The organism is Pseudomonas sp. LB-090624, assembly GCF_003205205.1.
Classification (GTDB): Bacteria; Pseudomonadota; Gammaproteobacteria; order Pseudomonadales; family Pseudomonadaceae; genus Aquipseudomonas.
Genome location: NZ_QJRL01000013.1, coordinates 51,515 through 77,060, shown reverse-complemented (window position 1 = coordinate 77,060; position 25,546 = coordinate 51,515). Strand labels below are relative to the sequence as shown.

The 25,546-nt window shown below is 61.6% G+C and carries 18 protein-coding genes and 1 pseudogene; 8 read left to right on the top strand and 11 right to left on the bottom strand.

The features are described from left to right. Nucleotides 1-15 precede the first annotated feature (15 nt). The 3 genes from betA to betI all read right to left on the bottom strand — a co-directional run bounded on the left by betA (nucleotide 16) and on the right by betI (nucleotide 3,959). Nucleotides 16-1,713 carry a choline dehydrogenase gene (gene betA / locus DMX11_RS14455; protein ID WP_110745138.1) on the bottom strand — a complete coding sequence of 566 codons (1,698 nt, stop codon included), beginning with the start codon at nucleotides 1,711-1,713 and terminating at the stop codon, nucleotides 16-18. A gap of 77 nt (nucleotides 1,714-1,790) precedes the next feature. Next, entirely contained in the window at nucleotides 1,791-3,263 is a 1,473-nt protein-coding gene (betB, locus tag DMX11_RS14450; protein ID WP_110745137.1) for a betaine-aldehyde dehydrogenase, read from the bottom strand. 39 nt (nucleotides 3,264-3,302) lie between these two features. Continuing rightward, on the bottom strand, nucleotides 3,303-3,959 hold the full coding sequence (betI, locus tag DMX11_RS14445; RefSeq protein WP_110745136.1) for a transcriptional regulator BetI: 657 nt from the start codon (nucleotides 3,957-3,959) through the stop codon (nucleotides 3,303-3,305). 532 nt (nucleotides 3,960-4,491) lie between these two features. Between betI and DMX11_RS14440 the strand changes: the two are divergent. The 3 genes and pseudogenes from DMX11_RS14440 to DMX11_RS14435 all read left to right on the top strand — a co-directional run bounded on the left by DMX11_RS14440 (nucleotide 4,492) and on the right by DMX11_RS14435 (nucleotide 11,241). Beyond that, nucleotides 4,492-6,026, top strand: a pseudogene (locus tag DMX11_RS14440) (BCCT family transporter). Then, the gene (locus DMX11_RS26050; protein ID WP_172830944.1) at nucleotides 5,974-6,438 is read left to right on the top strand and encodes a hypothetical protein; all 465 of its coding nucleotides are present in this window, start codon (nucleotides 5,974-5,976) and stop codon (nucleotides 6,436-6,438) included. Before DMX11_RS14440 ends, DMX11_RS26050 begins: the two are co-directional and overlap by 53 nt. 117 nt (nucleotides 6,439-6,555) lie before the next feature. Beyond that, nucleotides 6,556-11,241, top strand: coding sequence for a dermonecrotic toxin domain-containing protein (locus DMX11_RS14435; protein ID WP_110745134.1), 4,686 nt, complete (start codon nucleotides 6,556-6,558; stop codon nucleotides 11,239-11,241). 44 nt (nucleotides 11,242-11,285) lie between these two features. Here the strand turns inward: DMX11_RS14435 and DMX11_RS14430 are convergent, their stop codons facing one another. The 4 genes from DMX11_RS14430 to gpmI form a co-directional block, all read right to left on the bottom strand. Further along, nucleotides 11,286-12,053, bottom strand: a complete 768-nt coding sequence (locus tag DMX11_RS14430) for a divergent polysaccharide deacetylase family protein (RefSeq protein WP_110745133.1) — start codon at nucleotides 12,051-12,053, stop codon at nucleotides 11,286-11,288. Nucleotides 12,054-12,061: 8 nt separating this feature from the next. Beyond that, nucleotides 12,062-13,378 carry a S41 family peptidase gene (locus DMX11_RS14425; RefSeq protein ID WP_110745132.1) on the bottom strand — a complete coding sequence of 439 codons (1,317 nt, stop codon included), beginning with the start codon at nucleotides 13,376-13,378 and terminating at the stop codon, nucleotides 12,062-12,064. Nucleotides 13,379-13,456: 78 nt separating this feature from the next. Next, nucleotides 13,457-14,773 (bottom strand): murein hydrolase activator EnvC, encoded by a 1,317-nt coding sequence (locus DMX11_RS14420; protein WP_110745131.1) that lies wholly within the window; start codon nucleotides 14,771-14,773, stop codon nucleotides 13,457-13,459. Between the two features lie 140 nt (nucleotides 14,774-14,913). Further along, entirely contained in the window at nucleotides 14,914-16,449 is a 1,536-nt protein-coding gene (gpmI, locus tag DMX11_RS14415) for a 2,3-bisphosphoglycerate-independent phosphoglycerate mutase (RefSeq protein WP_110745130.1), read from the bottom strand. 207 nt (nucleotides 16,450-16,656) lie between these two features. Here gpmI and DMX11_RS14410 point away from each other — a divergent pair, with 207 nt between their 5' ends. The 3 genes from DMX11_RS14410 to secB are packed head-to-tail and all read left to right on the top strand — an operon-like array spanning nucleotide 16,657 to nucleotide 17,851. After that, nucleotides 16,657-17,070 (top strand): rhodanese-like domain-containing protein, encoded by a 414-nt coding sequence (locus DMX11_RS14410; protein ID WP_110745129.1) that lies wholly within the window; start codon nucleotides 16,657-16,659, stop codon nucleotides 17,068-17,070. 1 nt (nucleotide 17,071) lies between these two features. Next, complete coding sequence (gene grxC, locus DMX11_RS14405; RefSeq protein WP_003249204.1) at nucleotides 17,072-17,326, top strand: glutaredoxin 3; 255 nt, start codon at nucleotides 17,072-17,074, stop codon at nucleotides 17,324-17,326. Between the two features lie 39 nt (nucleotides 17,327-17,365). Then, nucleotides 17,366-17,851 carry a protein-export chaperone SecB gene (gene secB / locus DMX11_RS14400; RefSeq protein WP_110745128.1) on the top strand — a complete coding sequence of 162 codons (486 nt, stop codon included), beginning with the start codon at nucleotides 17,366-17,368 and terminating at the stop codon, nucleotides 17,849-17,851. A 63-nt stretch (nucleotides 17,852-17,914) separates the two neighbouring features. Here secB and trmL read toward each other — a convergent pair whose 3' ends face one another. Then, nucleotides 17,915-18,376: a tRNA (uridine(34)/cytosine(34)/5-carboxymethylaminomethyluridine(34)-2'-O)-methyltransferase TrmL gene (trmL, locus tag DMX11_RS14395; RefSeq protein WP_110745127.1), complete on the bottom strand. Its 462-nt coding sequence runs from the start codon at nucleotides 18,374-18,376 to the stop codon at nucleotides 17,915-17,917. On the opposite strand from trmL, the gene DMX11_RS14390 reads away from it, so the two are divergent. Next, nucleotides 18,375-18,812 (top strand): hypothetical protein, encoded by a 438-nt coding sequence (locus DMX11_RS14390; protein ID WP_110745126.1) that lies wholly within the window; start codon nucleotides 18,375-18,377, stop codon nucleotides 18,810-18,812. The genes trmL and DMX11_RS14390 overlap by 2 nt on opposite strands. A 366-nt stretch (nucleotides 18,813-19,178) precedes the next feature. On the opposite strand, the gene ntrC is transcribed toward DMX11_RS14390, so the two are convergent. The 3 genes from ntrC to glnA all read right to left on the bottom strand — a co-directional run bounded on the left by ntrC (nucleotide 19,179) and on the right by glnA (nucleotide 23,467). Beyond that, nucleotides 19,179-20,615, bottom strand: coding sequence for a nitrogen regulation protein NR(I) (gene ntrC, locus DMX11_RS14385; RefSeq protein WP_110745125.1), 1,437 nt, complete (start codon nucleotides 20,613-20,615; stop codon nucleotides 19,179-19,181). Continuing rightward, a complete protein-coding gene (glnL, locus tag DMX11_RS14380) occupies nucleotides 20,612-21,697 on the bottom strand; it encodes a nitrogen regulation protein NR(II) (RefSeq protein ID WP_110745124.1) in 1,086 nt (361 codons plus the stop codon). Before glnL ends, ntrC begins: the two co-directional genes overlap by 4 nt. A 363-nt stretch (nucleotides 21,698-22,060) precedes the next feature. Continuing rightward, on the bottom strand, nucleotides 22,061-23,467 hold the full coding sequence (glnA, locus tag DMX11_RS14375) for a type I glutamate--ammonia ligase (RefSeq protein ID WP_110745123.1): 1,407 nt from the start codon (nucleotides 23,465-23,467) through the stop codon (nucleotides 22,061-22,063). Nucleotides 23,468-24,085: 618 nt separating this feature from the next. Between glnA and thiI the strand changes: the two genes are divergently transcribed. After that, nucleotides 24,086-25,540: a tRNA uracil 4-sulfurtransferase ThiI gene (thiI, locus tag DMX11_RS14370; RefSeq protein WP_110745122.1), complete on the top strand. Its 1,455-nt coding sequence runs from the start codon at nucleotides 24,086-24,088 to the stop codon at nucleotides 25,538-25,540. The last annotated feature ends 6 nt before the right edge of the window (nucleotides 25,541-25,546 follow it).

Here is a 25,546-nt window from a genome sequence, read left to right as displayed (position 1 = left end):
CCCCTGATCAAGGCCTCAGCCTTGCTTCACTTCACGCATCGGCTTGCCTTTCACTGGTGCATCCCCCGCCACGTAGTATTTGGCGGTGCTGCGCGGCAGTGGTTTGCGACCACGGATCTTGTCCGAAATCTTTTCGGCAATCATGATCGTGGTGGCATTGAGGTTACCGGTGATGATCAGCGGCATGATCGACGCGTCGACCACGCGCAGGCCCTGCATGCCATGCACGCGGCCTTCGCCATCGACCACTGCCATGTCGTCGGTGCCCATCTTGCACGAGCAAGACGGGTGGAAGGCGGTTTCGGCGTGCTCGCGGATGAACTTGTCCAGTTCTTCGTCGGTTTGCACGTGGGCGCCCGGGCTGATTTCGCGGCCACGGTACGGGTCCAGCGCCGGCTGGGCCATGATTTCACGGGTCAGGCGAATGCCGTCACGGAATTCCTGCCAGTCCTGCTCGGTGGACATGTAGTTGAACAGGATGCTCGGGTGCTGGCGCGGATCTTTCGACTTGGCCTGGATGCGGCCACGGGCAGGCGAGCGCATGGAGCCCATGTGCGCCTGGAAGCCATGTTCCTTCACGCCATTTGAGCCGTTGTAGTTAATCGCAACCGGCAGGAAGTGGTACTGGATGTTCGGCCACTTGAACTCAGGGCGGGTACGAATGAAACCACCGGCCTCGAACTGGTTGCTGGCGCCGATGCCGGTGCCATTGAACAACCACTCGGCACCGATGGCCGGCTGGTTCCACCACAGCAGCGATGGGTACAGCGATACCGGCTGGGTGCAGGCGTACTGCAGGTAAAGTTCCAGGTGGTCCTGAAGGTTTTCACCAACGCCCGGAAGGTCGTGCACAACCGGGATGTCGAGGCTTTCCAGCAGGGCGCGCGGGCCGACGCCGGAGCGCTGCAGCAGCTGCGGCGAAGCGATGGCGCCAGAGCTGACGATCACTTCCTTGCGGGCGCGGGCTTCAACGCGTTCTTCGCTGTCGCCGACCAGGTAGGTTACGCCTACGGCGCGCTTGCCGTCGAACAGCACGCGATCGCTCAGGGCATGGGTGACGATGGTCAGGTTCGGGCGCTTCTTGGCCTGGTCCAGGTAGCCACGGGCGGTGCTGGAGCGACGGCCGTTCTTGGTCACCGAGCGGTCCATCGGGCCGAAACCTTCCTGCTGGTAGCCGTTGAGGTCTTCGGTACGCGGGTAACCGGCTTGAACGCCGGCCTCGACCATGGCGTGGAACAGCGGGTTGTTGCCAGCCTTCGGCGTGGCAACGCTGACCGGGCCTTCGCCGCCATGGTAGTCGTTAGGGCCGATGTCGCGGGTTTCGGCTTTACGGAAGTACGGCAGGCAGTCGAGGTAGGTCCAGTCTTCCAGGCCTGGCAGTTCCGCCCAGCCGTCGAAGTCCATGGCGTTGCCCCGGATGTAGCACATGCCGTTGATCAGCGACGAGCCACCCAGGCCCTTGCCGCGGCCACATTCCATGCGACGGCCGTCCATGTGCGGCTCTGGGTCGGTCTCGTAGGCCCAGTTGTAGCGGCGGCCCTGCAGCGGGAAGGCCAGAGCGGCTGGCATCTGGGTACGGAAGTCGAAGCGGTAGTCGGGGCCACCGGCCTCCAGCAGCAGTACGGTGACGCCGGCGTCTTCGGTCAGGCGGGTAGCCAGGGTGTTACCGGCCGAACCGGCACCGACGATGATGTAATCGAATTCTTGGGACATGAAAGTACCCTCGTGTTGGCGGTGATCAGGGAGCGGAAGCGCCCGTGCAAGGCAGCACGGGCGTGGCTAGATCGGTTTTAGAAAACCGAGTTGTAGCCGCCCAGCTCGACCTGGACCGACTTGATGCGAGTGTATTGAGCCAGCGAGCTGACGCCGTTTTCGCGGCCGACGCCCGACTGCTTGTAGCCACCTACCGGCATTTCGGCCGGCGACTCACCCCAGGCGTTGATCCAGCAGATGCCGGCTTCGAGCTTGTGGATGATCCGGTGGGCGCGGGTGATATCGTTGGTGCAGACACCGGCAGCCAGGCCGTAGTCGGTGTCGTTGGCACGGCGGATCACTTCTTCCTCGGTTTCGTAGGTGAGGATGCTCATCACCGGGCCGAAGATCTCTTCCTTGACGATGGTCATGTCGTCGGTGCAGTCGGTGAACACGGTCGGCGCAACGAAGGCACCATTGGCGAAGTCACCGGCGGTCAGGCGCTCGCCACCGCACAGCACGCGGGCACCTTCTTCCTTGCCCTTGGCGATGTAGCCCAGCACGCTCTCCATGTGCTGGAAGCTGACCAGCGGACCGAAGTTGGTGTTCTCGTCTTCCGGGTTGCCAACGCGGATGCGGGCAACGCGCTCGGCGATCTTGGCTTCGAAGGCAGCCTTCATGTCAGCCGGGATGAACACGCGGGTGCCGTTGGTGCAGACCTGGCCCGAGCTGTAGAAGTTGGCCATCATGGCGATGTCGGCGGCCTTGTCCAGGTCGGCGTCGGCGCAGATGATCAGTGGCGACTTGCCGCCCAGTTCCATGGTGACTTCCTTGAGCGACGAGCTCGAGGCGCTGGCCATGACCTTCTTGCCGGTGGTGGTGCCGCCGGTGAACGAAACCTTTTCGATGCGTGGGTGCTCGGTCAGCCAGGTGCCGACTTCGCGGCCGCTGCCGGTCAGGACGTTGAACACGCCATTCGGCAGGCCGGCTTCGGTGTAGATCTCGGCCAGTTTCAGGGTGGTCAGCGAGGTGACCTCCGATGGCTTGAAGATCATCGCGTTGCCAGCGGCCAGGGCCGGGGCGGACTTCCACAGGGCGATCTGTATCGGGTAGTTCCAGGCACCGATACCCACGGTCACGCCCAGCGGCTCGCGGCGGGTGTAGACGAAGGACGATTCGCGCAGTGGGATCTGTTCACCCTCGATGGCCGGTACCAGGCCAGCGTAGTACTCCAGTACGTCGGCGCCGGTGACGATGTCGACGTAACGGGTTTCCGAGTACGACTTGCCAGTGTCCAGGGTTTCCAGCATGGCCAGCTCGTCGTTGCGCTCGCGCAGGATGTCGACGGCGCGGCGCAGGATGCGCGAACGCTGCATGGCAGTCATCGCCGCCCAGACTTTCTGGCCACGCTCGGCGCTTTCGACGGCTTTCTCGACGTCAGCCTCGGTAGCACGTTGCACGTGGGCGAGGACTTCGCCGGTAGCCGGGTTGATGGCTTCGAAAGTGGCATCGCTGCCAGCGTCGACGTAAGCGCCATCAATGTAGAGTTTTTGCGTTCCGAAACGGGCCATAGTGTCCTCGCAAGTGCAGTGTGTGGTTTGGCCTGCGCGTCACGCTCCTGCCGGGTTGGCAAGTGCCGTGCGCGCATGGTCAGCAGCCTGGTCGTTTGTGCCCAGGGTGTGCTGCTTGGCCAGTTGTAGTTCCATGTATTCGTAAGCAATCCGTATCGCCTGGTCGGTGTCGAATGCATCACCCGACAGGGCGCCACGCAGCCACAAACCGTCGATCAGGGCTGCCAGGCCGCGGGCTGCCTTGCGCGCATGGTAAAGCGGCAGGGCGCGGCGGAACTGGCAGCACAGGTTGGAATACAAGCGGTGGTCGTTGATCCGCTGCAACCTGTGCAAATCGGGCTGGTGCATGCTGGAAGCCCAGAAGGCCAACCAGGTTTTCATTGCCGGGCCGTTTACCTGGCTGGCATCGAAGTTGCCCTCGATGATCACTTTCAGGTGGGCGCGCGGGCTGTCGTCTTTCAGGGCCTGACGACGTGCTCTGACGCCTTCGTTGAGCATGCTCATGATGTAACCCATCGTCGCTGCGATCAGGCCGTTCTTGTCCCGAAAGTAGTGACTGATGATGCCGTTCGACACACCGGCCAAACGGGCAATCAGCGCAATGCTGGCGTCCCCCAGTCCGACCTGATCGACCGCCTGCAATGTGGCTTCGATCAACTGCTGGCGCCGGATGGGTTGCATACCGACCTTGGGCATCTTGCTATCTCCTCAGGCCTGCGAGCAGACGACAGGCGGCTGACTCGGCGAAGGCCAGTCTATTTTGTTTTGATTGAACGTTCAATCAATAAAGAATAAGCTCTGCGACAATTTGTGCCATTGACAGTTTTTCAGGCGGTCGAGACGGCACGGATTGACACCCCAGGAAATCGCGTAACCCCCGGAATACAAGGTGTTGACGGGCATGAGCGATGCGAAATGCAGATTCTGCCGTACGGCCATTGGCCCTGCGACAGGCCCTTGGAGCGGGCGGGCTGATCTGTGACGAATGCGCGCACCTCCGTTGAGGCGTGGCATTTTCAGCAGGCCACCTGTCTGTTTTTGGCAACGTATCGATTCGGGATCACGGTTTCCAGGGTTCTTTTATAACACCTGATGCAGTGGGGATATTCCACCAATTGCTCGGGAAAGACTGATTAGCCTCCACAGCCGTACTGCCCGGAGCATTCGTGCAATGAGTTCTGCCTCACTTACCAAGCCCCCCGCCGAGAGGGTACGGGTCAATCGCGTGGTGTTCTTCACCTCCGCGCTGATGATCCTTGTTCTGACTGCCTTGCTGATCGCTGTACCCGAAACCGCCGGCCAGGTGCTGGGCGTGGCCCAGAAGTGGCTGACGCGCACCTTTGGCTGGTACTACATGCTGGTCATCTGCGGATACCTGCTGTTCGTCGTCTACCTGGCTTTCTCCGACTACGGCAGCCTCAAGCTGGGTGGCAAGGACGACCAGCCTGACTTCAGCTACGGTGCCTGGGCCGGCATGCTGTTCTCGTCCGGTATCGGTATTTCGCTGCTGTACTTCGGCGCCTCCGAGCCCCTGGACCACTACTTCAACCCACCGGAGGGCACTCCTGCCAGCCTCGAGGCCGCGCGCCAGGGCCTGCAACTGACCTTCCTGCACTGGGGGCTGCACGGCTGGGCGATCTATGCCCTGGTCGGCCTGGCCGTGGGTTACTTCGCTTACCGCCACAACCAGCCGCTGGCACTGCGTTCGGCGCTGTACCCGCTGGTGGGCGAGCGTTGGGTCAAGGGCGCTGCCGGCAACGCCGTCGACATTTTCGGCATGTTCGTCACCCTGCTGGGCCTGGTGACCAACCTGGGCATTGGCGCGATGCAGGTATCGTCTGGCCTGGAATACCTGTTCGGCATGGACCACAGCAAGACCAACCTGCTGATGGTGATCCTGGTCATGGCCGGCGTGGCCACCGTGGCAGCGGTATCGGGCGTGGAAAACGGCATCCGCCGCCTGTCCAACCTGAACATCATGTTGTTCAGCGGCCTGTTGATCTTCGTGCTGCTGGGCGGCGAAACCCTGCACCTGCTCAACGGCTTCGTGCAGAACGTCGGCGACTACCTCAACGGCATCGTGCTGAAAACCTTCGACCTCTATGTGTATGAAGGCGAAGCCGGCAAGTCCGAGCGCTGGCTGGGCCTGTGGACCGTGTTCTACTGGGCTTGGTGGATTTCCTGGGGCCCGTTCGTCGGCATGTTCATTGCCCGAATTTCCAAGGGCCGCACCGTTCGCCAGTTGGTGATGGGTGTGCTGCTGATCCCGTTGGGCTTCACCTTGGCCTGGCTGTCGATCTTCGGCAACACCGCGCTGGACCTGGTGATCAACCAGGGCGCCGTGGAGCTGGGCAAGACTGCGCTGGAACAGCCATCGATGTCGATCTACCAACTGCTGGAATACTTCCCGGCGGCCAAGATCGTGATCGGCGTGGCGGTGTTCGTCGGTTTCGTGCTGTTCCTCACCCCGGCCGACTCCGGCGCGGTGATGATGGCCAACCTTTCGTGCAAAGGCGGCAAGGTCGACGAAGACGCCCCGCACTGGATGGTGGTGTTCTGGTCCGTGGTCATTACCCTGGTCACCATCGGCCTGCTGTTTGCCGGTAACTTCGAAGCCATGCAGACCATGGTCGTGCTGGCGGGCCTGCCGTTCTCGGTGGTGCTGGTGCTGTTCATGTTCGGCCTGTACAAGGCCATGAAGCAGGACGTGGTGATCGAGCAGGAACGCGCCGAACTGGCCGCCCGTGGCCGTCGCGGCTTTAGCGAGCGCCTGACTCAGCTGGAACTGCAGCCGACCCAGGCCGTGGTGCAGCGCTTCATGGACAAGCAGGTCAGCCCGGCGTTGAAAGAAGCCGCTGCACAGCTGCAGACGCAGGGCTTCGAGGTGGAAACCCGCGTTGGCCAGTCGCGCAACCTGATGGGCTTGCGGGTGATGATGGAAGAAGGCAACCCGTTCGTCTACGAAGTGAGCCTTGACGGCTATATGGCCGCGCCGAGCGAGGCGCCGGTCGAGGGTGAGCCTGAACTGCGCCAGCGCTTCTACCGCGCTGAGGTCTACCTGCATGACGGCAGTCAGGAGTACGACCTGATGGGCTTTGCCCCAGACCAGATCGTGCGTGATGTGCTCGATCAGTTCGAGAGCCATCGCCAGGTGCTTGGCCGCGTCTATAGCTGACTTCCCGGCAGGCCGCCGCACTGCCAGGTGTCGCGGCTTGCCAGCAGCAATATGTAGCACCTCATTAGATAACATCTCCAGGACGCTTTGTGGTTCATTCCACAACGAGTCCTGGTCATGTCCGCCACTCACGCGCACAACCTCAAACACGCAGTCGCCGCCCAGTTCGCCAGCCGCCCTACATTCCGGCAGGTCGCAGGTGAACAGATCATGAAGGTGATCCTGGAGCACTATCCTCTGGTTGGCGTGCATCGCCCTGAAATGACCTCGGCTGCACCGCTGTACCTGATGTCCATGCAGCCGGATGGTGTCTGGCACCCTCAGCCGTTGGTGGATGTTGTGCTGCAGGCCCTGCTTGAGGCTAAACCACTGGACCTCACCCCAGCGGGTGACTACCGCCTTAGCCTGAACCCGCCCCGGCGCTTTTTTGCCATCGAGTCGAGCTTCGAAACTGCTGAGGGCGATTTGATCGAGCCCGCGCGCCTGGCCGATGGCCTCAATGCATTGCTGCCAATGCTGCTTTGGCACTTCCAGCAAGCGCAGATCGACTATTGGAACGGCGACGGCACTATCGACCGGGACCTGTGGTTGCAACAGTTGTTGCGCGCCAACCTGCTCGATGGCCTGAAAGACGAAGCGCTGGACGACGAACAACGCAAGCTGCTGCGTGACCTGATGATGGGTAACCGTACCGGGCTCGATGTGCAACTGGTGCGGGTAGCGTTACGTGAGGGCGAAGACACTTTCCATGAGCTGTTGCCCGGTTTGCTGATTACCGCCTCCAGTGAAGTTCGCGAACTGACACTCTGGTGTTCTCCCGAAGGCCTGGTCCGCAGTTTCGACGCCCAGGCTGCATTCGGCGCGGCGTTGCAGATACAGATGGCTGGACGTTACCGGTTTGATGAGTTGAGCTGGCAGGGCCTGACTGTGGAGGGCGACGCTTTCGCCCTGTACAGCGCCTCGTTACTGGAAATCTTGCTCGAGCGCGTGGCCCGCCTGCGCTGGAGTGCGATCGACAGCGTCGACCAACTGGAGCACTACTGCCATTTGGCCTGCGACCCCGCATCATTCTTCGCCGAGTTCAGTGACCATGGCACCGGCGGGCTGGGCCTGGCGCTTCCCAAGGGCCTGTCGCGAGCCGATACGGATAGCCAGACCGCCTACCTCCAAGCCATGCTCGACTTGTCGCTACTGCAACAGCGCAGCCCAGCCCAGGGCATTCAGGACGGTCTGCCGGACTTGCACACCTATGCGGCGACGCGCCTGCGCGAAGCGATGCTGCATGACCACCCGGTAGACGCCAATTATTTTCCTGATGACCTTATCCTCACGGTCGAGACCTTTGTCAGTGACGGTCACGGGCTGGGCTTCGGCCAGAAGACCGGTGAAAAGACGTTGACCCTGACGCAGTTGGCGATCGGCCGCCTGGATGCCACCGCAGGAGGGGTGGTGACACACATCGCGCACCGGGAAAACCAGCTGATCATGAAGTGGATGACCATTGATTACGTCCGTGAGCTGGTGCAGCGAGTCGATATCGGCGGCAGTTATCCACGGCATGTTCAGTCGATGCTCGATCGCTCGGCGAGCCGCGCCGAACACATTTCGGCATTCGCCATACGCTGGCGTATCACCCTGATGTTCGATGCCGCGCGGGCGCGTGCGGTCAAGCGGCTCGACAAGTTCGCCTACGGCGCCCTGGCAGAGTTCTGCCGTAGCGGCCAAGAAGGGGCAGCCGCTGTGCGGATTGCACCGCTTTCGTTCAAACGCTCGCCGACATCAGAGAGGGTCGACGTGGCGCATGGTTTCTACGTGATCGAAATCATCGAGTTGGGTGTTCATCTGTTGTACTGCCCGCTGTACACCGAAAAGGCGCTGATTCAGTTCGGCAGCGCTCAGGCACTGTTGGAGGCGATCAGCCGCCCGGGGGCGCTGCAGGACAGCGTGTTGCTGTGGATCGAGCAAGCTCAGCGCGCGGTCTACGACAATGGCGGCTTCCGGGAGCCGCACCTGCCCCAATGGCTGCTCGACCCTTACACCCTCCCGGAGAAACCGCAGCCTGTTCAGTTGGCGCTGCAATTCTGGGCGCAGGACGTGGATCGGCAGATGTTCGAAGCCAAGGGCCGGATGTTGCTGGAGCTGGCTGATCGCAGCGCCATGAGCAACAGCGAGGTGCGCTGGCGGCTGGTCACGGCATTTTCCTGGGAACTGCTGAATGTTGTGTTTCCGGTGTTACCAGGGCCGCTCACCTCCGTTGCCTGGCTCTACATCGGCATGTGCAGCTTGATCAACGATGTGCAAGGACTGGCCAGCTCGCATCTCGACGAGCGCATCCAGGCGATGGTCGATGTGCTGAACAACACCTTGCTGGTGCTGACACACCTGCAGACCCCGAAACTCGCAGTGCCGCCCGTTTCTGGCGACCTGCCGCCAGCGCTGCTCCAGGGGCCACCTGCAGGCACTGGGGTCGAGCTGGCGAACCTTTCCGCAGCAACCCGGGAGCCCAGCGCCTCGGTCGACAGGCTGCAGGCGATGGCCAACACCCACCTGGACTTTTCCTGGCGTGGGGCTGGGGGACTCAACGGCCTGTCGAGTGCCCAGCGCGACCAAATGCGGGCGTTGGCGGCCAGCGTTTCGCTGGAGGGGCGTGAACCGCAGACGCAGGGCGTGGCTGCGGGGCTGGTGCGGATTGGGGAAGATTTCTATGTATCTCTGGATGGTAATGTCTACCGAGTCAGCCTTGATAACGCAGCGTTTCGCATCATCGGTCCGGACGGCACGGTTGGGCCATACCTGATGCGCGACGGCGATGTCTGGCACCTCAATAATTCGCACTTGCACGGTGGCAATGATCGCTCCGGCGAGTTGGCCCGCGAGCGACTGCGCAAGAAGCTTGACGGGCCGATCGCCAAGGCTCAGGCCGAGATAGAGCGGCTTATCTTGGCCGCGGAGGATGCCACGAAGGATTTCAACGCGTTGAGCGAGCAGATTGTCGGTTTGCGTGATCCGGTAAGAAAGGTCGAGGATAGGTTGCAAAAGGCGCCACCCACCGACCCAGGCGAACGTGCGCAATTCGAGCAGGCTACCGAGTTGTTCAAGCTTAAGTTCCAGCAGTTGCAAGAGCAGACGAATACGCTGCGCAACCAGCGCCTGCCCTTGAACGAGAAATTGTTCCTTGATTATCTAGAGGCCGAACGCAACATTACCTACGTGCTTGACAAGTCGAGCGCCTCGACGCACGTCGGCAGCGTGAGAGATCAACGGATACTCTTGGGCCAAGTTCGCAAGAACCTGATCAGCTTTGGCATGTTCTTCATTGATGAGCTCCTGGCCTTGGGTGGGTTCAGGGAATACGACCAACTCACCAATGCGCTCAATGACGCACCGCCAGAGAAACAGGCCGAGTTGTATGCCAGGTTCCGGACGATGTTGGAGAAGTTGCTTGAAGAGCAGCCCAGGATCATCAATGTCTCCAGCCAGCTGGATCGCCTGTTGGCCATCACCGACATCGACATGCAAGTGCCTTACGTCAATACCACGCTGACCGTTTCGAGCATTATCGAGAGCCGCAAGACGACCACGATCAACATCCGGTTTTTCCAGGCCATGGGCCTGGTCGAGCTGGCCCTGCAGTGGCACAAAGGCACGCCTACCCAGCACTACATGATCTTCCGCCATGCGCTCGCCAGCCAGCGTTTGCGGGTGGCTGCACAAACCCATCATCTGCTGATGTTCTGTGACCTGCCTGTCGCCGAACGAATCGAGGTGCTGCAAAGTGCGTGGGACGAATACCTCGCGGCGATTCTCAACGCCGAACGGATCAAGACACTCGGCAGCAAGCTCATCGATGTCCAGCGCCTTGAGGCCTACAAGCAACAGATGGTGGAACTGAAAACCATAGCCGGTGAGGCGTTGGTCGAGGCCATGCGCGAGCAGGCAGACGGGCAGGTCCGTGACACACGTCGTGCGGTCTATTCACGAAAAAGCCTGCAGGTGGCCCATACGCGGGCTGGTCAGATAGTCATTGGCAGCGAATCGGTGGTCGACGGGCAGGCTGTGCTGCAAGTTGTAGCGGCTTTCAACAAGAGCGCGCTGCATCGCTTCCGGAAGCAGGGAAACACCTGGGTTGAAGAGGTAGCCGCGGGCGAACCGGAACAGCAGTCGCGGACTTCTACGCCGGAGTCCGAAAGGAACAACCGGGAGCTGGCCGAGGCCATGTTGGCACAGAACGAAAATGTCATCGCTCAAGCCAGAGCCCTGGTTGCCAAGGATGCTGACGACATGGGCCTGATGGCGATGCTGGACGGCCAGATCAACGAAGTGGCCGAGCTTCGTGAACAGCTCAGCGATGCCAACGCAGAGCACGCGCTGCTGGCGGGCATGGACGATGCGCTGATTCAGTTGCGTCAGGCCCGCCGCGACTGTTTGGTAGCGCTTTACAGCAAGACGCGCTATCCAGGTTCCAGAGGGCTGAACTTTCTCCATCAGCAGGGTTTGCTCGCCGTGGAATATGTCGGACCTCGGCAGGTGGTTTCCGATGGCTATCTGGACGAGTACCGGATCAGCCTGTTGCGTGCACCCGGTGAGGGTCGAGGTAAACCCTTGTGGGCCGCACATTTCCATTTTGCCGACTCGCAGGCGGCGCCGACGGCGTTTGGCAAAGGCCATCTGAAACTGTGGAGCCAGCGCAAGATGGGCTATCGCGAGCAAATGAAAGCGGCCAGCGAGGGGCAGGTCCTGAGTATTTACCGGGGTAACCTGACCTACGCACAGTCCAAGGATGTAATCCCGTTCAACCTCTGAACAGTCGCATTGTCCGCCTCGCGGCAGGCCGCGACCGGCAAACGCTAGCGATTGCTGTAACGGCCATGCTTGCCGTGAGCAGGCATGGCCTGGTTGCCACGTGTGGCGATCATCTGTTGCAGCGTGATCAGTTCGACACCCAACTGCTTGAGCCGTGGAATTTGCCTTTCCAGCACCGCTAGCGTTTGCGGGTAGGGGTGGCCGATCAACACGGCCGAGCCTTGCTTTCGGGCCAGCTCGATACCCTGTTGCAGCTGAGCGTCGATGGCTTCCGGCGTGCGCACGTCATCCAGAAATACATCCCGCGACACATGCGCGACATCCTGTGCTTGCGCTTCGGCTGCCGCGACCGTAGCCGCACTGGTGCGGCTGTCGACAAAGAACAGGTGGCGGCGCTGCAACTCACCCATCAACCAGGTCATCGGCTCACGTTGGGCAGTCATGCGGCTGCCCATGTGGTTGTTGATGCCGGCGGCGTAGGGCACCTTGAGCAGGGCGGCGTCGAGGCGCCTGGCCAGCTCTTCGATGGCAATGCCTGGGTGCCAGGCATAAGGCCCTGTGGCCGGGTCCATGGGCATGTGCAGGATCACCGTCCTGCCGGCCTTGTGCGCCTGGCGGGCGAAGTCGCTGGCATGCGGGGTGTCGGGCATGATTGCCATGGTCACCGGCCCGGGCAAGGCCAGGGTCCGGCTGTCGCGCTCCGGGCTTTGGCCCAGGTCGTCGATGATGATGCTCATGTAGACCTTGGCGGCCGTTCCCGCTTGCGCGACCCCGGCCATCAGGCAGAACAGCAGACACAACAGATAACGCATTGGGGGGATCAGTCGCCCTTGGTGATGTTCAGGCCCTTGAGCAAGCTCAGTGCCTGGCTCAGCTGGAAGTCGTCATCCTGCGGGCGCTCCTTGCGCTTGCTGCTACCGGTCGGGCGGTCTGCACCGCCGTTGCCGTTGCCCAGGTGGCCTTGCAGGTCGGCTTCCTTGAAGTTGTCGGTATCGACTTCGGCGGTCAGTTTGGCCGGGCGCACTTCGATGTCGGGGACAATGCCCTGGGCCTGGATCGAGCGGCCGTTGGGGGTGAAGTACAGCGCGGTGGTCAGCTTCAGCGCTCGGTCGTTGGCCAGTGGCAGTACGGTCTGCACCGAGCCCTTGCCGAAGCTGTCGGTGCCCATCAGCACGGCACGTTTCTGGTCCTGCAGGGCGCCGGCGACGATTTCCGAGGCCGATGCGCTGCCGCCGTTGATCAGCACGACCAGTGGCACGCCTTCGCTGGCGTCGGCCGGGTCGGCCGAGAAGCGCAGTTCGGAGTTGGCGATACGGCCCTTGGTGTAGACGATCAGGCCCTTGGTCAGGAAATGGTCGGCCACTTCCACAGCCGACTGCAGCACGCCACCGGGGTTGTTACGCAGGTCCAGCACCACGCCGCGCAGCTTCTTGCCGTTGTCCTTGCGCAGCTTGGCCAGGGCCTTGCCCACCTCGTCACCGGTCTTGACCTGGAATTGAGTGATACGGATATAGCCGTAGTCGTTTTCCAGCAGCTGGCTCTTCACGCTCTTGACCTGAATGACCGCACGGGCCAGGGTCACGTCAAACGGGTTGCCGCCATCGCGCACCAGGGTCAGGGTGATTTTCTCCCCGACTTTGCCACGCATCTTGTCGACCGCTTCGGTCATGGTCTGGCCACGGGTCGGCGCGCCGTTGATCTTGACGATCAGGTCGCCGGCCTGCACGCCGGCACGCGAAGCCGGGGTGTCGTCGATTGGCGACACCACCTTGATGAAGCCGTCTTCCTGGCCCACTTCGATGCCCAGGCCACCAAATTCGCCGCTGGTGCTTTCCTGCAGCTCCTGGAAGTCCTCAGGGCCGAGGTAGGCGGAGTGCGGGTCGAGGTTGCTGAGCATGCCCTTGATGGCGTTTTCCAGCAGGGTCTTGTCGTCCACCGGCTCGACGTAAGCGGCCTTGATGCGGTCCATGACCTCGGCGAAGGTGCGCAGTTCTTCCAGCGGCAGCGGCGCCTTGGCGGTCACCTCGGTGGCGGGTACTGCGGCTGGCTTGGCCGGCTCTGCGGCTGTGGCCAGGGGCGCGCCGACCGCCAGGGCGATGGACAGGGCCAGCTGGGTGAGGCGAGGCGAGTGCAGCATGTCGAACGAACTCCTGATCCTGTAATAGCTCCCTGGGGAGCAGCGGCGCAGCATTCAGGCTACGCCGTAGAAATTTGATTAGCCTCGGCACCACTGGGAAGGGTCGGTCGGCCGGCCCTGCTGGCGAATGGCGAAGTACAAGCCTGCCGCGTCCTGGCCACCGCTGTCGCCAACGGTGGAAATGGCATCACCGGCCTTGACGATATCACCGGCGCTCTTGAGCAGGCTCTGGTTGTGGCCGTACAGGCTCAGGTAACCGTTGCCATGGTCGAGAATGACGAGAAGCCCGGCACCGCGCAACCAGTCGGCGAACACCACGCGCCCGCCGTGTACTGCTCGAACCTGCGTACCAGGGTTGGCGCTGATCATCACCCCGTCCCACTTGGCCCGGGCATCGCTGCCGCGCGCATCGCCGAAGCGTGCCAACAATCGACCATTGACCGGCCATGGAAGTTTGCCCCGTGCAGCAGAAAAAGCGCCGCCGTAGTTGGCGCCGTCGCTGGAAACCATCGGCCCGAGGGTAGTGCGGGCCTTTTTCGGCGGTTCCACAGGCTCGGCGGGCTCACGGGCCTGCTCGCGGGCAGCGGCAGCGGCCAGGGCTTCCTGCTGACGGCGTTTTTCTGCCTCTTGCCGGGCCAGCAAGGCCTTCTTGCGTGCTTCTTCAGCTTCGCGTGCCTGGCGCGCCAGGGTTTCCTCGATGGTCTTGAGCACTTTGGCCAGGTCGGCCTGGTCCTGCTCGCGGGCCTGCAGCTTCTGGTCGCGGTCCTTCACATCGCTGTTGAGCTTGGCCAGGACCTGCTGGCGCTTGCCGCGTTCGGTTTCCAGCTCCTGGCGGCGGCTGTCGAGGTCGGCGCGTTGGGCGAGCAGCTGTTCTTGCTGGCTGGAAATCTCCTGCTCGACGTTGGCCAGTTGGCGCAAGGTCTCGTTAAAGGTGCGCAGTTGTTCCAGGCGCGCCTTGCTCAGGTAGTCGTAGTAGGTGAGGGTGCGGGCGAATTTTTCAGGGTTCTGCTGGTTGAGCAGCAGCTTGAGGTATTCCTCGCGGCCGTTGTTCTGGTAGGCCGAACGGGCCTGGATGGCGATCAGTCGCTGTTGTTCAACGCGGGCGCTCTGGAGTTTTTTTTTCTCGGTATCAAGGCGCTCCAGCTCGCCCTCGGTCTTTTTTAGTTCTTGCTGCAGCCCCTCTACCTGCTTTTCGAGGTTGCCGATGTCGGTCTCGGTGGCTTTGAGGTCCTTTTGCACACCGGCCTTTTCTTCCTGGAGCTTGCCCAGCGTCTTCTTGAGCTCGGCAATGTCCTGGCGGGTGGCGTCCAGTTGCTGCTGGGTCTGCGCACGCTCATCGGCGAAGGCCGGGCTGAGCAGGCAAGACAGGGCTAGGAGGATCAGGGCGCGAAGCATGGGGTTTGGCGTACCAAGGATGGAGACTAGCCTAGTATGCCCGCCTGGGCAGGCAAAAAAAACGCCTCGCTGCGGATGCAGGGGGGCGTTTGTCTGGAATTCATGTGCAATTGGGGCTGCAACGCAGCCCCTTTCGACATTCAGGCGTCGACCAGAATCGAGGTGCCGGTCATTTCAACCGGCTTTTCCAGCCCCAGCAGCTTCAGCATGGTCGGCGCCACGTCAGCAAGTACGCCGCCATCACGCACTTTGAGATTGCGCTTGCCCACATAGATGAACGGTACCGGCTCGGTGGTATGCGCGGTGTGCGCCTGGCCGGTGCACTCGTCTTCCATCTGCTCGACGTTGCCGTGGTCAGCGGTGATCAGCGCTTCGCCGCCGACCTTGCCCAGCGCCTCGACAATGCGGCCGACGCAGGTGTCCAGGGCTTCCACGGCTTTCACTGCAGCTTCGAACACGCCAGTGTGGCCGACCATGTCGCCGTTGGCATAATTGACCACAATCACGTCGAAACGCTGTTGCTCGATGGCTTCAACGATGCGGTCGGTCACTTGCGGGGCGTTCATTTCCGGCTGCAGGTCGTAGGTGGCGACCTTTGGCGACGGGATCAGGATGCGCTCTTCGCCTTCGAAGGGTTCTTCGCGGCCGCCAGAGAAGAAGAAAGTAACGTGGGCGTACTTCTCGGTTTCGGCGATGCGCAGCTGGGTCTTGCCGTGCTTTGCCAGATACTCGCCCAGCACGTTGTTCAGGCTGGACGGGGCAAAGGCTGCCGGCGCTGCAATTTTAGCCGAGTACTGGGTCAGGCCGATGTAGGCCGCCATCTTGGGCAGGCGCGCGCGGCTGAACTCGCTGAAGTCCGGCTCGACGAATGCACGCGAAAGCTCGCGGGCGCGGTCGGCGCGGAAGTTCATGAACACCACGGCGTCGCCGTCCTCCACCTTGGCCGCTTCGCCAATGCGTGTGGCTTTGACGAATTCGTCGCTCTCGTCACGGGCGTAGGCTGCTTCCAGGCCGGCCAGGGCGGTGTCGGCGGTGTATTCGGCAGCACTGTCGACAATCAGGTTATAGGCGGCGCTGACGCGGTCCCAGCGGTTGTCGCGGTCCATGGCGTAGTAGCGGCCGATCAAGCTGGCGATGCGGCCCTTGCCCAGCCTGGCGAAGGTGTCGTCGAGCAGTTCGATGGACGACTGCGCGCTGCGTGGCGGGGTATCGCGGCCATCGAGGAAGGCATGCAGGTAGATTTTCTCGGCACCGCGCTGGGCGGCCAGTTCGGCCATGGCCACCAGGTGATCCTGGTGGCTGTGTACGCCGCCGTCGGACAGCAGGCCAAGGATGTGCACAGCCTTGCCTGCACCTACGGCCTTGTCCACAGCGCCGGTCAGCACCGGGTTCTGGAAGAACTCGCCGTCGCGGATGGCCTTGGTCACCCGGGTGAAGTCCTGGTAGACGACGCGGCCTGCACCGAGGTTCATGTGACCGACTTCAGAGTTGCCCATCTGCCCGTCCGGCAGGCCGACATCCATGCCTGAACCGGAAATGAGGCCGTGCGGCTGGGTAGCGCGCAGGCGATCGTAGACCGGTGTCTTGGCGGCAAAGATGGCGTTGTGTTCGGGGATTTCGCTGTGGCCGAAGCCATCCAGGATAACCAGGACCAGGGGTTTGGGCGTGCTCGTCATCAATCAAACTCACGGTTGTTCAAAGATGATAAAGACACGCATTTTAGGGCAAATACGCCACCTGCGGCGAATAATCGTCCCATTCCCCCGACCGGCGTGCCTGCGGCATCAACATGAAGCTGGCTTTGTGGCCGGCCAGCCGGGCTTTGGTGGCACCAAGGGGCTGTGTATACTGGCCGGCATTTTCAATCGCCTGGAACACCGCTGATGGTTGCTCACCTGATTCAATTCGCGACAGATCACTACATCCTGGTTGCGATCTTCTTCATTCTGTTGGTCTTGCTGCTCATCAATGAAATCCGCCGTGGCGGCCAGAGCCTGAGCAATGGCCAGCTGACTGCCTTGGTCAATGCCGAGAAGGCGCTGGTGATCGACATCCGCCCGGCCAAGGAGTACTCCGCCGGCCACATCGTCGGTGCGGTGAACATCCCGCAGGACAAGCTGGCCAACCGCATGACCGAGCTGGACAAGCACAAAGAGAAGACCCTGATCGTCGTCGACGCCATGGGCCAGCAGTCCGGCACCATTTGCCGCGAGCTGCTCAAGGCTGGTTACAACGCCGCCAAACTGAGCGGTGGCGTTTCCAGCTGGAAAGCCGATAACCTGCCCCTGGTGAAGTGATATGAAGCCCGTCATCGTCTATTCCAGCGACTACTGCCCCTACTGCATGCGCGCCAAGTACCTGCTCGAGAGCAAGGGCGTGGCCTTTGAGGAAATCAAGGTCGACGGCAAACCGCAGGTTCGCGCCGAGATGAGCCAGAAGGCCGGCCGTACATCGGTGCCGCAGATCTGGATCGGCAGCACCCATGTCGGTGGATGCGATGACCTCTATGCCCTGGAGCGTGCCGGCAAGCTCGACGCGCTGCTGGCGGCCTGATTTGCACTGCATTCAAAAACATTAGGATAAGGATCTGCCATGACTGACCAACAGACCAACGGCGCTGCTGCAGAAGACAACAGCCCTCAGTTCTCCCTGCAGCGCATCTACGTGCGCGACCTGTCGTTCGAAGCCCCGAAAAGCCCGCAGATCTTCCGTCAGACGTGGGAGCCGAGCGTTGCCCTGGACCTGAACACCAAGCAAAAGGCCCTGGAAGGTAACTTCCACGAGGTGGTGCTGACCCTGTCGGTTACCGTCAAGAACGGCGACGAAGTGGCATTCATCGCTGAAGTGCAGCAGGCTGGTATCTTCCTGATCGCCAACCTCGATGCGGCTTCGATGAGCCACACCCTGGGTGCGTTCTGCCCGAACATCCTGTTCCCGTACGCCCGTGAGACCCTGGACAGCCTGGTGACCCGCGGTTCGTTCCCGGCGCTGATGCTGTCCCCGGTCAACTTCGACGCCCTGTACGCGCAAGAAATGCAGCGCATGCAGGAAGCCGGCGAAGCGCCGACCGTTCAGTAATCGCACCGGTATCAGAAAAGCGCCTCTCGGGGCGCTTTTTTATTGCCTGTTCCGGCCAGTGCATCAACTCCCGGCAAACCCGTTCTGCCGCCACGCCTCGTATACCGTCACCGCTACGGTATTGGACAGATTCAGGCTGCGGCACCCGGGCCGCATCGGCAGGCGCAGGCGTTGCTCGGCGGGCAGGCTGTCCAGCACCTCGACCGGCAAACCGCGGCTCTCCGGCCCGAACAGAAACGCATCGCCCGGCTGGTAGGCCACCTCATGGAACGGGTGCGAGCCCTTGGTGGTAAAGGCGAACAGCCTTGGGTTGCCCAGGCTTTCCAGGCATGCGGCCAGGCTCTCGTGGCGCTTGAGCGTGGCATACTCGTGGTAATCCAGCCCCGCACGGCGCAGGCGCTTGTCATCCAGTTCGAAGCTGATGGGTTCGATCAGGTGCAGGTGGCAGCCGCTGTTGGCGCACAGGCGAATAATATTGCCGGTATTCGGCGGAATCTCTGGTTGAAAAAGGATGACGTGAAACATGCACGGCTCCAAGCGTGAAGATGACGGGCATTCTACCCCCGAACCGGACGTGCGTTCGAAGGCGATGCCGCGAATGATGCTTTCGCTGGCAATCGTCGGTGTGATGGTGGGGCTGATGATTGGCCGCCTGACCACGCCAGACGTGCGCGAGTTGCAGCAGGTGCAGGTGGTGCAGGAAGGCCTTGAGCTGTGGTTCAACGAAGAGCCCAAGCTGCACGGCGAGAACGTAGAAGGGACGGTGGCGCTGCTGTTCCAGGCCCAGGGCAAGGCCCAGCAGGGGCAATTGAGCCTCCAGGGCAAGCCGGTGAGCTGGCGGGTGCAGAACAGTAAGGAAGGCTTGTTGCTGACGGTGGTGGCGGCGCGCCCCCTGCACGGCGAGTGGTCGGGTGCAGAGGACGCGGGGCGCTGGCGTGTGCAGGTGAAACTGCACGAATAAAAGAGGGGATTTCCCGGCCTGCCTGTACCAGGGTCCCCAAAAGGGCTACGGCGTATTGCGTGTAAAGGGGGGATGGCCCGGCCTGCCTGTACCGAGGTCCCCAAAAGCGGCGGTGCTGCGAATAAAAGAGGGGTTCACCCGGCCTGCCTGTACCAGGGCCCCCGAAACTGGGTATGTATTAGGTATTGCAGGGGGCGTGCCAGTTTTGCAAAACCCATGAATACTGGGTTTTGCGGGTGATTTGGCCGGGTTTTGAGGGGATTTGTGCCTTCGAGAGGTGCAGCCGGCACAGGAACGGTGCATTCAGAAGGCTGAAATGACTGGGGCGCAAAGCGGCCCCAGTAATCTAAAAGTCTAATTCAGAGCTCAGTGGTCATCACCTTCCTCATCATCCCCTCCGGCCACATTCATCCCCAGCTCCTTGATCTTGCGCGTCAGGGTATTGCGCCCCCAACCCAGCAACAGTGCCGCATCGCGACGGCGACCGGCGGTGTGCTTGAGTGCCGTCTCGATCATGATCCGCTCAAAGCTCGGCACTGCGCTGTCCAGCAGGTTGGTCTGGCCGCGCGCCAACGCCTGGTCGGCCCACTGGCGCAGGGCCTGCTCCCAGTTGGTCACGGGCGCAGCGTCCTGCGGCAGGTTCAGCAGTTCGGGCGGCAAGTCACCGATCAGTACTTCGCGGCTGGAAGCCATCACCGTGATCCAGCGGCAGGTGTTCTCCATCTGCCGCACGTTGCCCGGCCATGGCAGGTTGCGGATGAACTCCTCGGTCTCCGGCTTGAGAATCTTCGGTTCGACTGACAATTCCTGGGCGGCACGAGCGAGGAAGTGACGGGCCAGGGCGGGGATGTCTTCGCGCCGGTCGGCCAGGCGCGGGATATGAATGCGGATGACGTTCAGGCGGTGGAACAAGTCCTCGCGGAACTTGCCGGCCTGCACCAGCGATTCCAGGTTCTGGTGGGTGGCGGCGATGATGCGCACATCGACTTTGACCGGCACGTGGCCGCCCACGCGGTAGAACTCGCCATCGGCCAGCACCCGCAGAAGACGGGTCTGGGTGTCGGCAGGCATGTCACCGATTTCGTCGAGGAACAGCGTACCGCCATCCGCCTGCTCGAAACGGCCGCGGCGCAGGTTGGCAGCCCCGGTGAAGGCCCCTTTCTCATGGCCGAACAACTCGGACTCCATCAAGTCCTTGGGGATGGCGGCCATGTTCAGCGCAATGAACGGCGACGCCGCACGCGGGCTATGGCGGTGCAGTGCGTGTGCCACCAGCTCTTTACCGGTACCGGACTCGCCGTTGATCAATACAGTGATATTGGAGTGGCTGAGGCGACCGATGGCGCGGAACACCTCCTGCATTGCAGGGGCTTCACCGATGATTTCCGGGGTGCGGGCCAGGCTCTGCGGTACATCCAGGCCTTGTTGCTCCTGGGCGTGCTGGTTGGCGCGCTTGACCAGCGACACCGCCTCGTCGACATCGAACGGCTTGGGCAGATACTCGAAGGCGCCGCCCTGATACGAGGCCACCGCACTGTCCAAGTCGGAATGCGCGGTCATGATGATCACCGGCAGGCGCGGGTGCTGTTCGCGAATCTGTGCCAGCAGGTCGAGGCCGCTGGCGCCCGGCATGCGAATGTCGGAAATGATCACGTCCGGCTGCTGGCGCGCCAGGCGGCCCATTACACCGTCTGCGCTGTCGAAGCTCTGGGTGGCCATGCCTTCTTGTTGCAGGGCTTTTTCCAGGACCCAGCGGATGGAGCGATCATCGTCGACGATCCATACGGTTTCACTTCGGCTCATGAGGCGGTGGCTCCTTGTTCCAGGGGCAGGTAGATCGAGAAGGCAGTGTGCCCGGCGTGGCTTTCACACTCGATCAGGCCCTGGTGCTGGCTGATGATGTTCTGGGTAATGGCCAGGCCCAGCCCGGTACCGTCCGGGCGGCCGCTGACCATGGGATAGAAGAGGGTGTCCTGCAGTTCCGGCGGGATGCCCGGGCCGTTGTCGATGATTTCAACGCGGGCGACCAGGCGATGGCGCACGTGGCCGATGGTGAACTGGCGCAAGGCTCGGCTGCGCAAGGTGATGCGGCCCAGGCGCAGTTCGTTTTGAGAACTGATCGCCTGCATGGCATTGCGCACGATGTTCAATACCGCCTGGATCATCTGCTCGCGGTCGATCAGCACGTCCGGCAGGCTTGGGTCGTAGTCGCGCACCAAAGTGATGCAGCCCTGGCTCTCGGCCTCGACCAAGCTGCAGACCCGCTCCAGCACCTCATGGATGTTGGTCATGGCCAGTGACGGCAGTTTGTTCGAACCGAGCATGCGGTCGACCAGGTTACGCAGGCGGTCGGCCTCTTCGATGATCACGTTGGTGTAGTCGCGCAGGCCGTCCTCGGGCAGCTCGCGGGCCAGCAGCTGGGCCGCGCCACGGATGCCACCGAGGGGGTTCTTGATTTCGTGGGCCAGGCCGCGCACCAGCATCTTGGTGGTTTCCTGCTTGCTCAGCTGGGCCTCTTCCTTGGTGATGCGCAGGAGCCGATCACGCGGGTGTACCTCCAGCAGCAGCAGGGTCTGGCCCTGATGCAGGATCGGCGTTACCGCGTAGTCGACAGTGATGGTCTGCCCGGTCAGCGAAGTGAGCTGCGCTTCACGCTTGGTGAACGGGTGCGCCTGCTCTACCGCCTGGCGCAGCGAGCTGAGCGCTTCGGTCGACTCGGTGAACAGTTCGCTGATGAACTGCCCATGGCTGCGCTGGCCACTGACCGCCAGCAGCATTTCTGCGGCCGGGTTCATGTACTCCAGGCGCAGCTCGGCATTGAGCAGCAGTGTGGCGGTGGTCAGGTTGTCCAGAAGCAGACGGTGCTGTGCATCGCTGATGGTCATAGGGCGTCGTTGACCTCTTTTGGCGCTTGCCTGGCACTGCTTTGGCCAGGGCCGGACACGGGTTGGGTCCGCTGATGCGAGACTCTGCAGAAGAAAATGCAAGAAACAAACCAAAGCTCCGAAAAGAAGCGGGATTTGCCCATAAAGGCCTGTATCTGCGCAAATTCGGATCAGAAACCCTTGGTGAAACGTTTAACTTGAACCAGATTGGGGAGCAATTCAGGGCATGGCGCTAAATTGTGCACCAAGTTAGAGCATAGCGCGGCGGGCGGGTTGCAGTGCATGGGCATGGGGCGCACAAACGAAAACGGCCTCCCGAGGGAGGCCGTTCGATCATGTTACCGGCGCGGGGCGCCGGTCAGATCAGCAGCTGTAGTACAGCTCGTATTCCAGCGGGTGTACGAAGGTACGGACCTTGATTTCTTCTTCGCTCTTCAGTTCGATGAAGGCGTCGATGAAGTCATCGGAGAACACGCCGCCCTTGGTCAGGAACGCACGGCCTTTATCCAGCTCTTCCAGAGCTTCTTTCAGGCTGCCGCACACTTGCGGGATGTTCTTGGCTTCTTCTGGCGGCAGGTCGTACAGGTTCTTGTCGGCCGCGTCGCCTGGGTGGATCTTGTTCTGGATGCCGTCCAGGCCAGCCATCAGCAGGGCCGCGAAGGCCAGGTACGGGTTGGCCGATGGGTCCGGGAAGCGTGCTTCGATACGGCGGGCTTTAGGGCTGCCGACGTATGGAATACGGATCGAGGCGGAACGGTTGCGGGCCGAGTAGGCCAGCATTACCGGGGCTTCGAAGCCTGGTACCAGACGCTTGTACGAGTTGGTCGACGGGTTGGTGAAGCCGTTCAGGGCCTTACCGTGCTTGATGATACCGCCGATGAAGTACAGGGCGGTGTCGGACAGGCCGGCATAGCCTTCACCCGAGAAGGTGTTCTTGCCGTCTTTCCAGATCGACATGTGTACGTGCATGCCCGAGCCGTTGTCACCGTACAGTGGCTTCGGCATGAAGGTAGCGGTACGGCCGTAAGCGTCGGCAACGTTGTGCACGACGTATTTCAGGGCCTGTACTTCGTCTGCCTTCTTCACCAGGGTGTTGAACTTGACGCCGATTTCGTTCTGGCCGGCAGTCGCCACTTCGTGGTGGTGAACTTCAACGGTCTGGCCCATTTCTTCCAGAGCGTTGCACATGGCAGTACGGATTTCGTGGTCGTGGTCGAACGGTGGAACTGGGAAGTAGCCGCCTTTCACGCCTGGACGGTGGCCTTTGTTGCCGCCTTCCACGTCAGCGCCAGTCATCCACGAGCCTTGCTCGGAGAAGATCTTGAACATCGAGCCGGAGATATCCGAGTGGAACTTCACTTCGTCGAAGATGAAGAACTCTGGCTCTGGGCCGGCGAATACGGTGTCACCGATGCCGGTGCTCTTCAGGTACTCTTCAGCGCGCTTGGCGATGGCGCGTGGGTCGCGATCGTAGCCCTGCATGCTCGACGGGTCGACGATGTCGCAGGTGATGATCAGGGTTGGTTCTTCGGTGAACGGGTCCAGAACGGCGGTCTCGTCGACCGGCATCAGGATCATGTCGGAAGCTTCGATGCCTTTCCAGCCAGAGATGGAGGAACCGTCGAACATTTTGCCGACTTCGAAGAAGTCTTCGTCCAGCGCATCACGCGACGGCATGGTCACGTGGTGCTGAATGCCTTTGGTGTCCGTGAAACGCAGATCAATCCACTTGACGTCATGATCTTTGATGAGTTGAACCGACTTCGACATGTTGTCCTCCGGATGGTCTAGAGCGCGGTGGGCCGCTGCCCTGGAAAAAGGGTGTTGCCGGGCGCGGATAGTCGGCCAAGCTTACCTGCCTCACAAGGGAGCAAATTGCATGCCAGTGCCCGAAAATGGCGAGGGCGGGATAAAAGAAGGCGTTTGCGGGCATTTGGCGGTGGGGCAGGCTGGGAAAGTGCACCTTTAAGATGCGGTATTTGGCGGTGATGCACCAATAAGGTGCGCGCCTTGGTTTTTTGTGGTGCCCGTGAGATCGCGCGCCGCCCGCGCGGCGCATCGCGAGCTGCGCTCGCTCCTACGTTTTTTTCGGGCCAGTAACGCCTGTGACAGGCGCGCGCGACCGCCTTGTTTGTACGACGCGATATCGCGCCATGCGCCAAGGCGTACGCGCGCAAATCCCCCAGGAATAATTGGCCCGAAACAAACGTAGGAGCGAGCGCAGCTCGCGATGCGCCGCGCGGGCGGCGCGCGATCTCCCGGGCACCACAAAATCCGGCTGTGCATTTATCTGAAAGCTTCTGATCAAAAGTTGGTCAAATCCTGAGCAATTTCCGCTATAATTCGCGCCCCTCATTTTTCGGCAGGCCAGGCGCGCGCTGTTAACCAATGAAACTTATCGTCAAAGTCTTCCCAGAAATCACCATCAAGAGCCGGCCGGTGCGCAAGCGCTTCATCCGTCAGCTCGGCAAGAACATCCGCAACGTGCTCAAGGATCTCGACCCTGAGCTCGCGGTCGATGGTGTCTGGGACAATCTCGAAGTGGTCACCCGCGTCGAAGACGAGAAAGTGCAGCGCGAGATGATCGAACGCCTTACCTGCACCCCGGGTATCACCCATTTCCTGCAGGTAGAGGAATACCCGCTGGGTGACTTCGACGACATCGTCGCCAAGTGCAAGCACCACTTCGGTCACCTGCTGGCCGGCAAGCACTTCGCCGTGCGCTGCAAGCGCGGTGGCCACCACGATTTCACCTCGATGGACGTCGACCGTTACGTCGGCAGCCAGCTGCGCCAGCAGTGCGGTGCCGCCGGCATCGAGCTGAAAAACCCCGAAGTGATGGTGCGCATCGAGATCCGCGACCAGCGCCTGTACGTGATTCACAACCAGCACAACGGCATCGGCGGATACCCTCTGGGTGCCCTTGAGCAGACCCTGGTGCTGATGTCCGGCGGCTTCGACTCTACCGTCGCGGCCTACCAGATGATGCGCCGTGGCCTCATGACCCACTTCTGCTTCTTCAACCTCGGCGGCCGCGCCCACGAGCTGGGCGTGATGGAAGTGGCCCACTACCTGTGGAAAAAGTACGGCAGCAGCCAGCGGGTACTGTTCATCAGCGTACCGTTCGAAGAAGTGGTTGGTGAAATCCTCAACAAGGTCGACAACAGCTACATGGGCGTGACCCTCAAGCGCATGATGCTGCGCGGCGCTGCCCATATGGCCGACCGCCTGCAGATCGACGCGCTGGTGACCGGCGAAGCGATTTCCCAGGTGTCCAGCCAGACCCTGCCGAACCTGTCGATCATCGACTCGGCCACCGACAAGCTGGTACTGCGCCCGCTGCTGGCCAGCCACAAGCAGGACATCATCGACCAAGCCACCGAAATCGGCACCGCGGACTTTGCCAAGCACATGCCGGAATACTGCGGCGTGATCTCGGTAAACCCGACCACCCATGCCAAGCGTCACCGCATGGAGCACGAAGAAAAGCAGTTCGACATGGCCGTGCTGGAGCGCGCGCTCGAGCGCGCCAAGTTCATTTCCATCGACCATGTGATCGATGAGCTGGGCAAGGACATCGAAATCGAAGAAGTGGCCGAGGCGCTGCCCGGCCAGATCGTCATCGACATTCGCCACCCCGATGCCCAGGAAGACGAACCTCTGGTGCTGGACGGTATCGAAGTCCAGGCCATGCCGTTCTACGCCATCAACAGCAAGTTCAAGCACCTGGACCACACGCGCCAGTACTTGCTGTATTGCGACAAGGGTGTGATGAGCCGTCTGCACGCACACCACCTGCTCAGTGAGGGACATGCCAATGTGCGTGTTTATCGTCCGACATAAGACGCC

What these genes read in the sequence shown, in the direction of transcription:
- betB (WP_110745137.1), bottom strand. Translation starts at nt 3,263, where the DNA reads ATGGCCCGTTTCGGAACGCAAAAACTCTACATTGATGGCGCTTACGTC.
- DMX11_RS14435 (WP_110745134.1), top strand. Translation starts at nt 6,556, where the DNA reads ATGTCCGCCACTCACGCGCACAACCTCAAACACGCAGTCGCCGCCCAG.
- trmL (WP_110745127.1), bottom strand. Translation starts at nt 18,376, where the DNA reads ATGTTTCACGTCATCCTTTTTCAACCAGAGATTCCGCCGAATACCGGC.
- thiI (WP_110745122.1), top strand. Translation starts at nt 24,086, where the DNA reads ATGAAACTTATCGTCAAAGTCTTCCCAGAAATCACCATCAAGAGCCGG.
- DMX11_RS14410 (WP_110745129.1), top strand. Translation starts at nt 16,657, where the DNA reads ATGGTTGCTCACCTGATTCAATTCGCGACAGATCACTACATCCTGGTT.
- DMX11_RS14430 (WP_110745133.1), bottom strand. Translation starts at nt 12,053, where the DNA reads ATGCGTTATCTGTTGTGTCTGCTGTTCTGCCTGATGGCCGGGGTCGCG.
- DMX11_RS14420 (WP_110745131.1), bottom strand. Translation starts at nt 14,773, where the DNA reads ATGCTTCGCGCCCTGATCCTCCTAGCCCTGTCTTGCCTGCTCAGCCCG.
- glnL (WP_110745124.1), bottom strand. Translation starts at nt 21,697, where the DNA reads ATGACCATCAGCGATGCACAGCACCGTCTGCTTCTGGACAACCTGACC.
- DMX11_RS14425 (WP_110745132.1), bottom strand. Translation starts at nt 13,378, where the DNA reads ATGCTGCACTCGCCTCGCCTCACCCAGCTGGCCCTGTCCATCGCCCTG.
- betI (WP_110745136.1), bottom strand. Translation starts at nt 3,959, where the DNA reads ATGCCCAAGGTCGGTATGCAACCCATCCGGCGCCAGCAGTTGATCGAA.
- ntrC (WP_110745125.1), bottom strand. Translation starts at nt 20,615, where the DNA reads ATGAGCCGAAGTGAAACCGTATGGATCGTCGACGATGATCGCTCCATC.
- secB (WP_110745128.1), top strand. Translation starts at nt 17,366, where the DNA reads ATGACTGACCAACAGACCAACGGCGCTGCTGCAGAAGACAACAGCCCT.
- grxC (WP_003249204.1), top strand. Translation starts at nt 17,072, where the DNA reads ATGAAGCCCGTCATCGTCTATTCCAGCGACTACTGCCCCTACTGCATG.
- DMX11_RS14390 (WP_110745126.1), top strand. Translation starts at nt 18,375, where the DNA reads ATGCACGGCTCCAAGCGTGAAGATGACGGGCATTCTACCCCCGAACCG.
- glnA (WP_110745123.1), bottom strand. Translation starts at nt 23,467, where the DNA reads ATGTCGAAGTCGGTTCAACTCATCAAAGATCATGACGTCAAGTGGATT.
- gpmI (WP_110745130.1), bottom strand. Translation starts at nt 16,449, where the DNA reads ATGACGAGCACGCCCAAACCCCTGGTCCTGGTTATCCTGGATGGCTTC.
- betA (WP_110745138.1), bottom strand. Translation starts at nt 1,713, where the DNA reads ATGTCCCAAGAATTCGATTACATCATCGTCGGTGCCGGTTCGGCCGGT.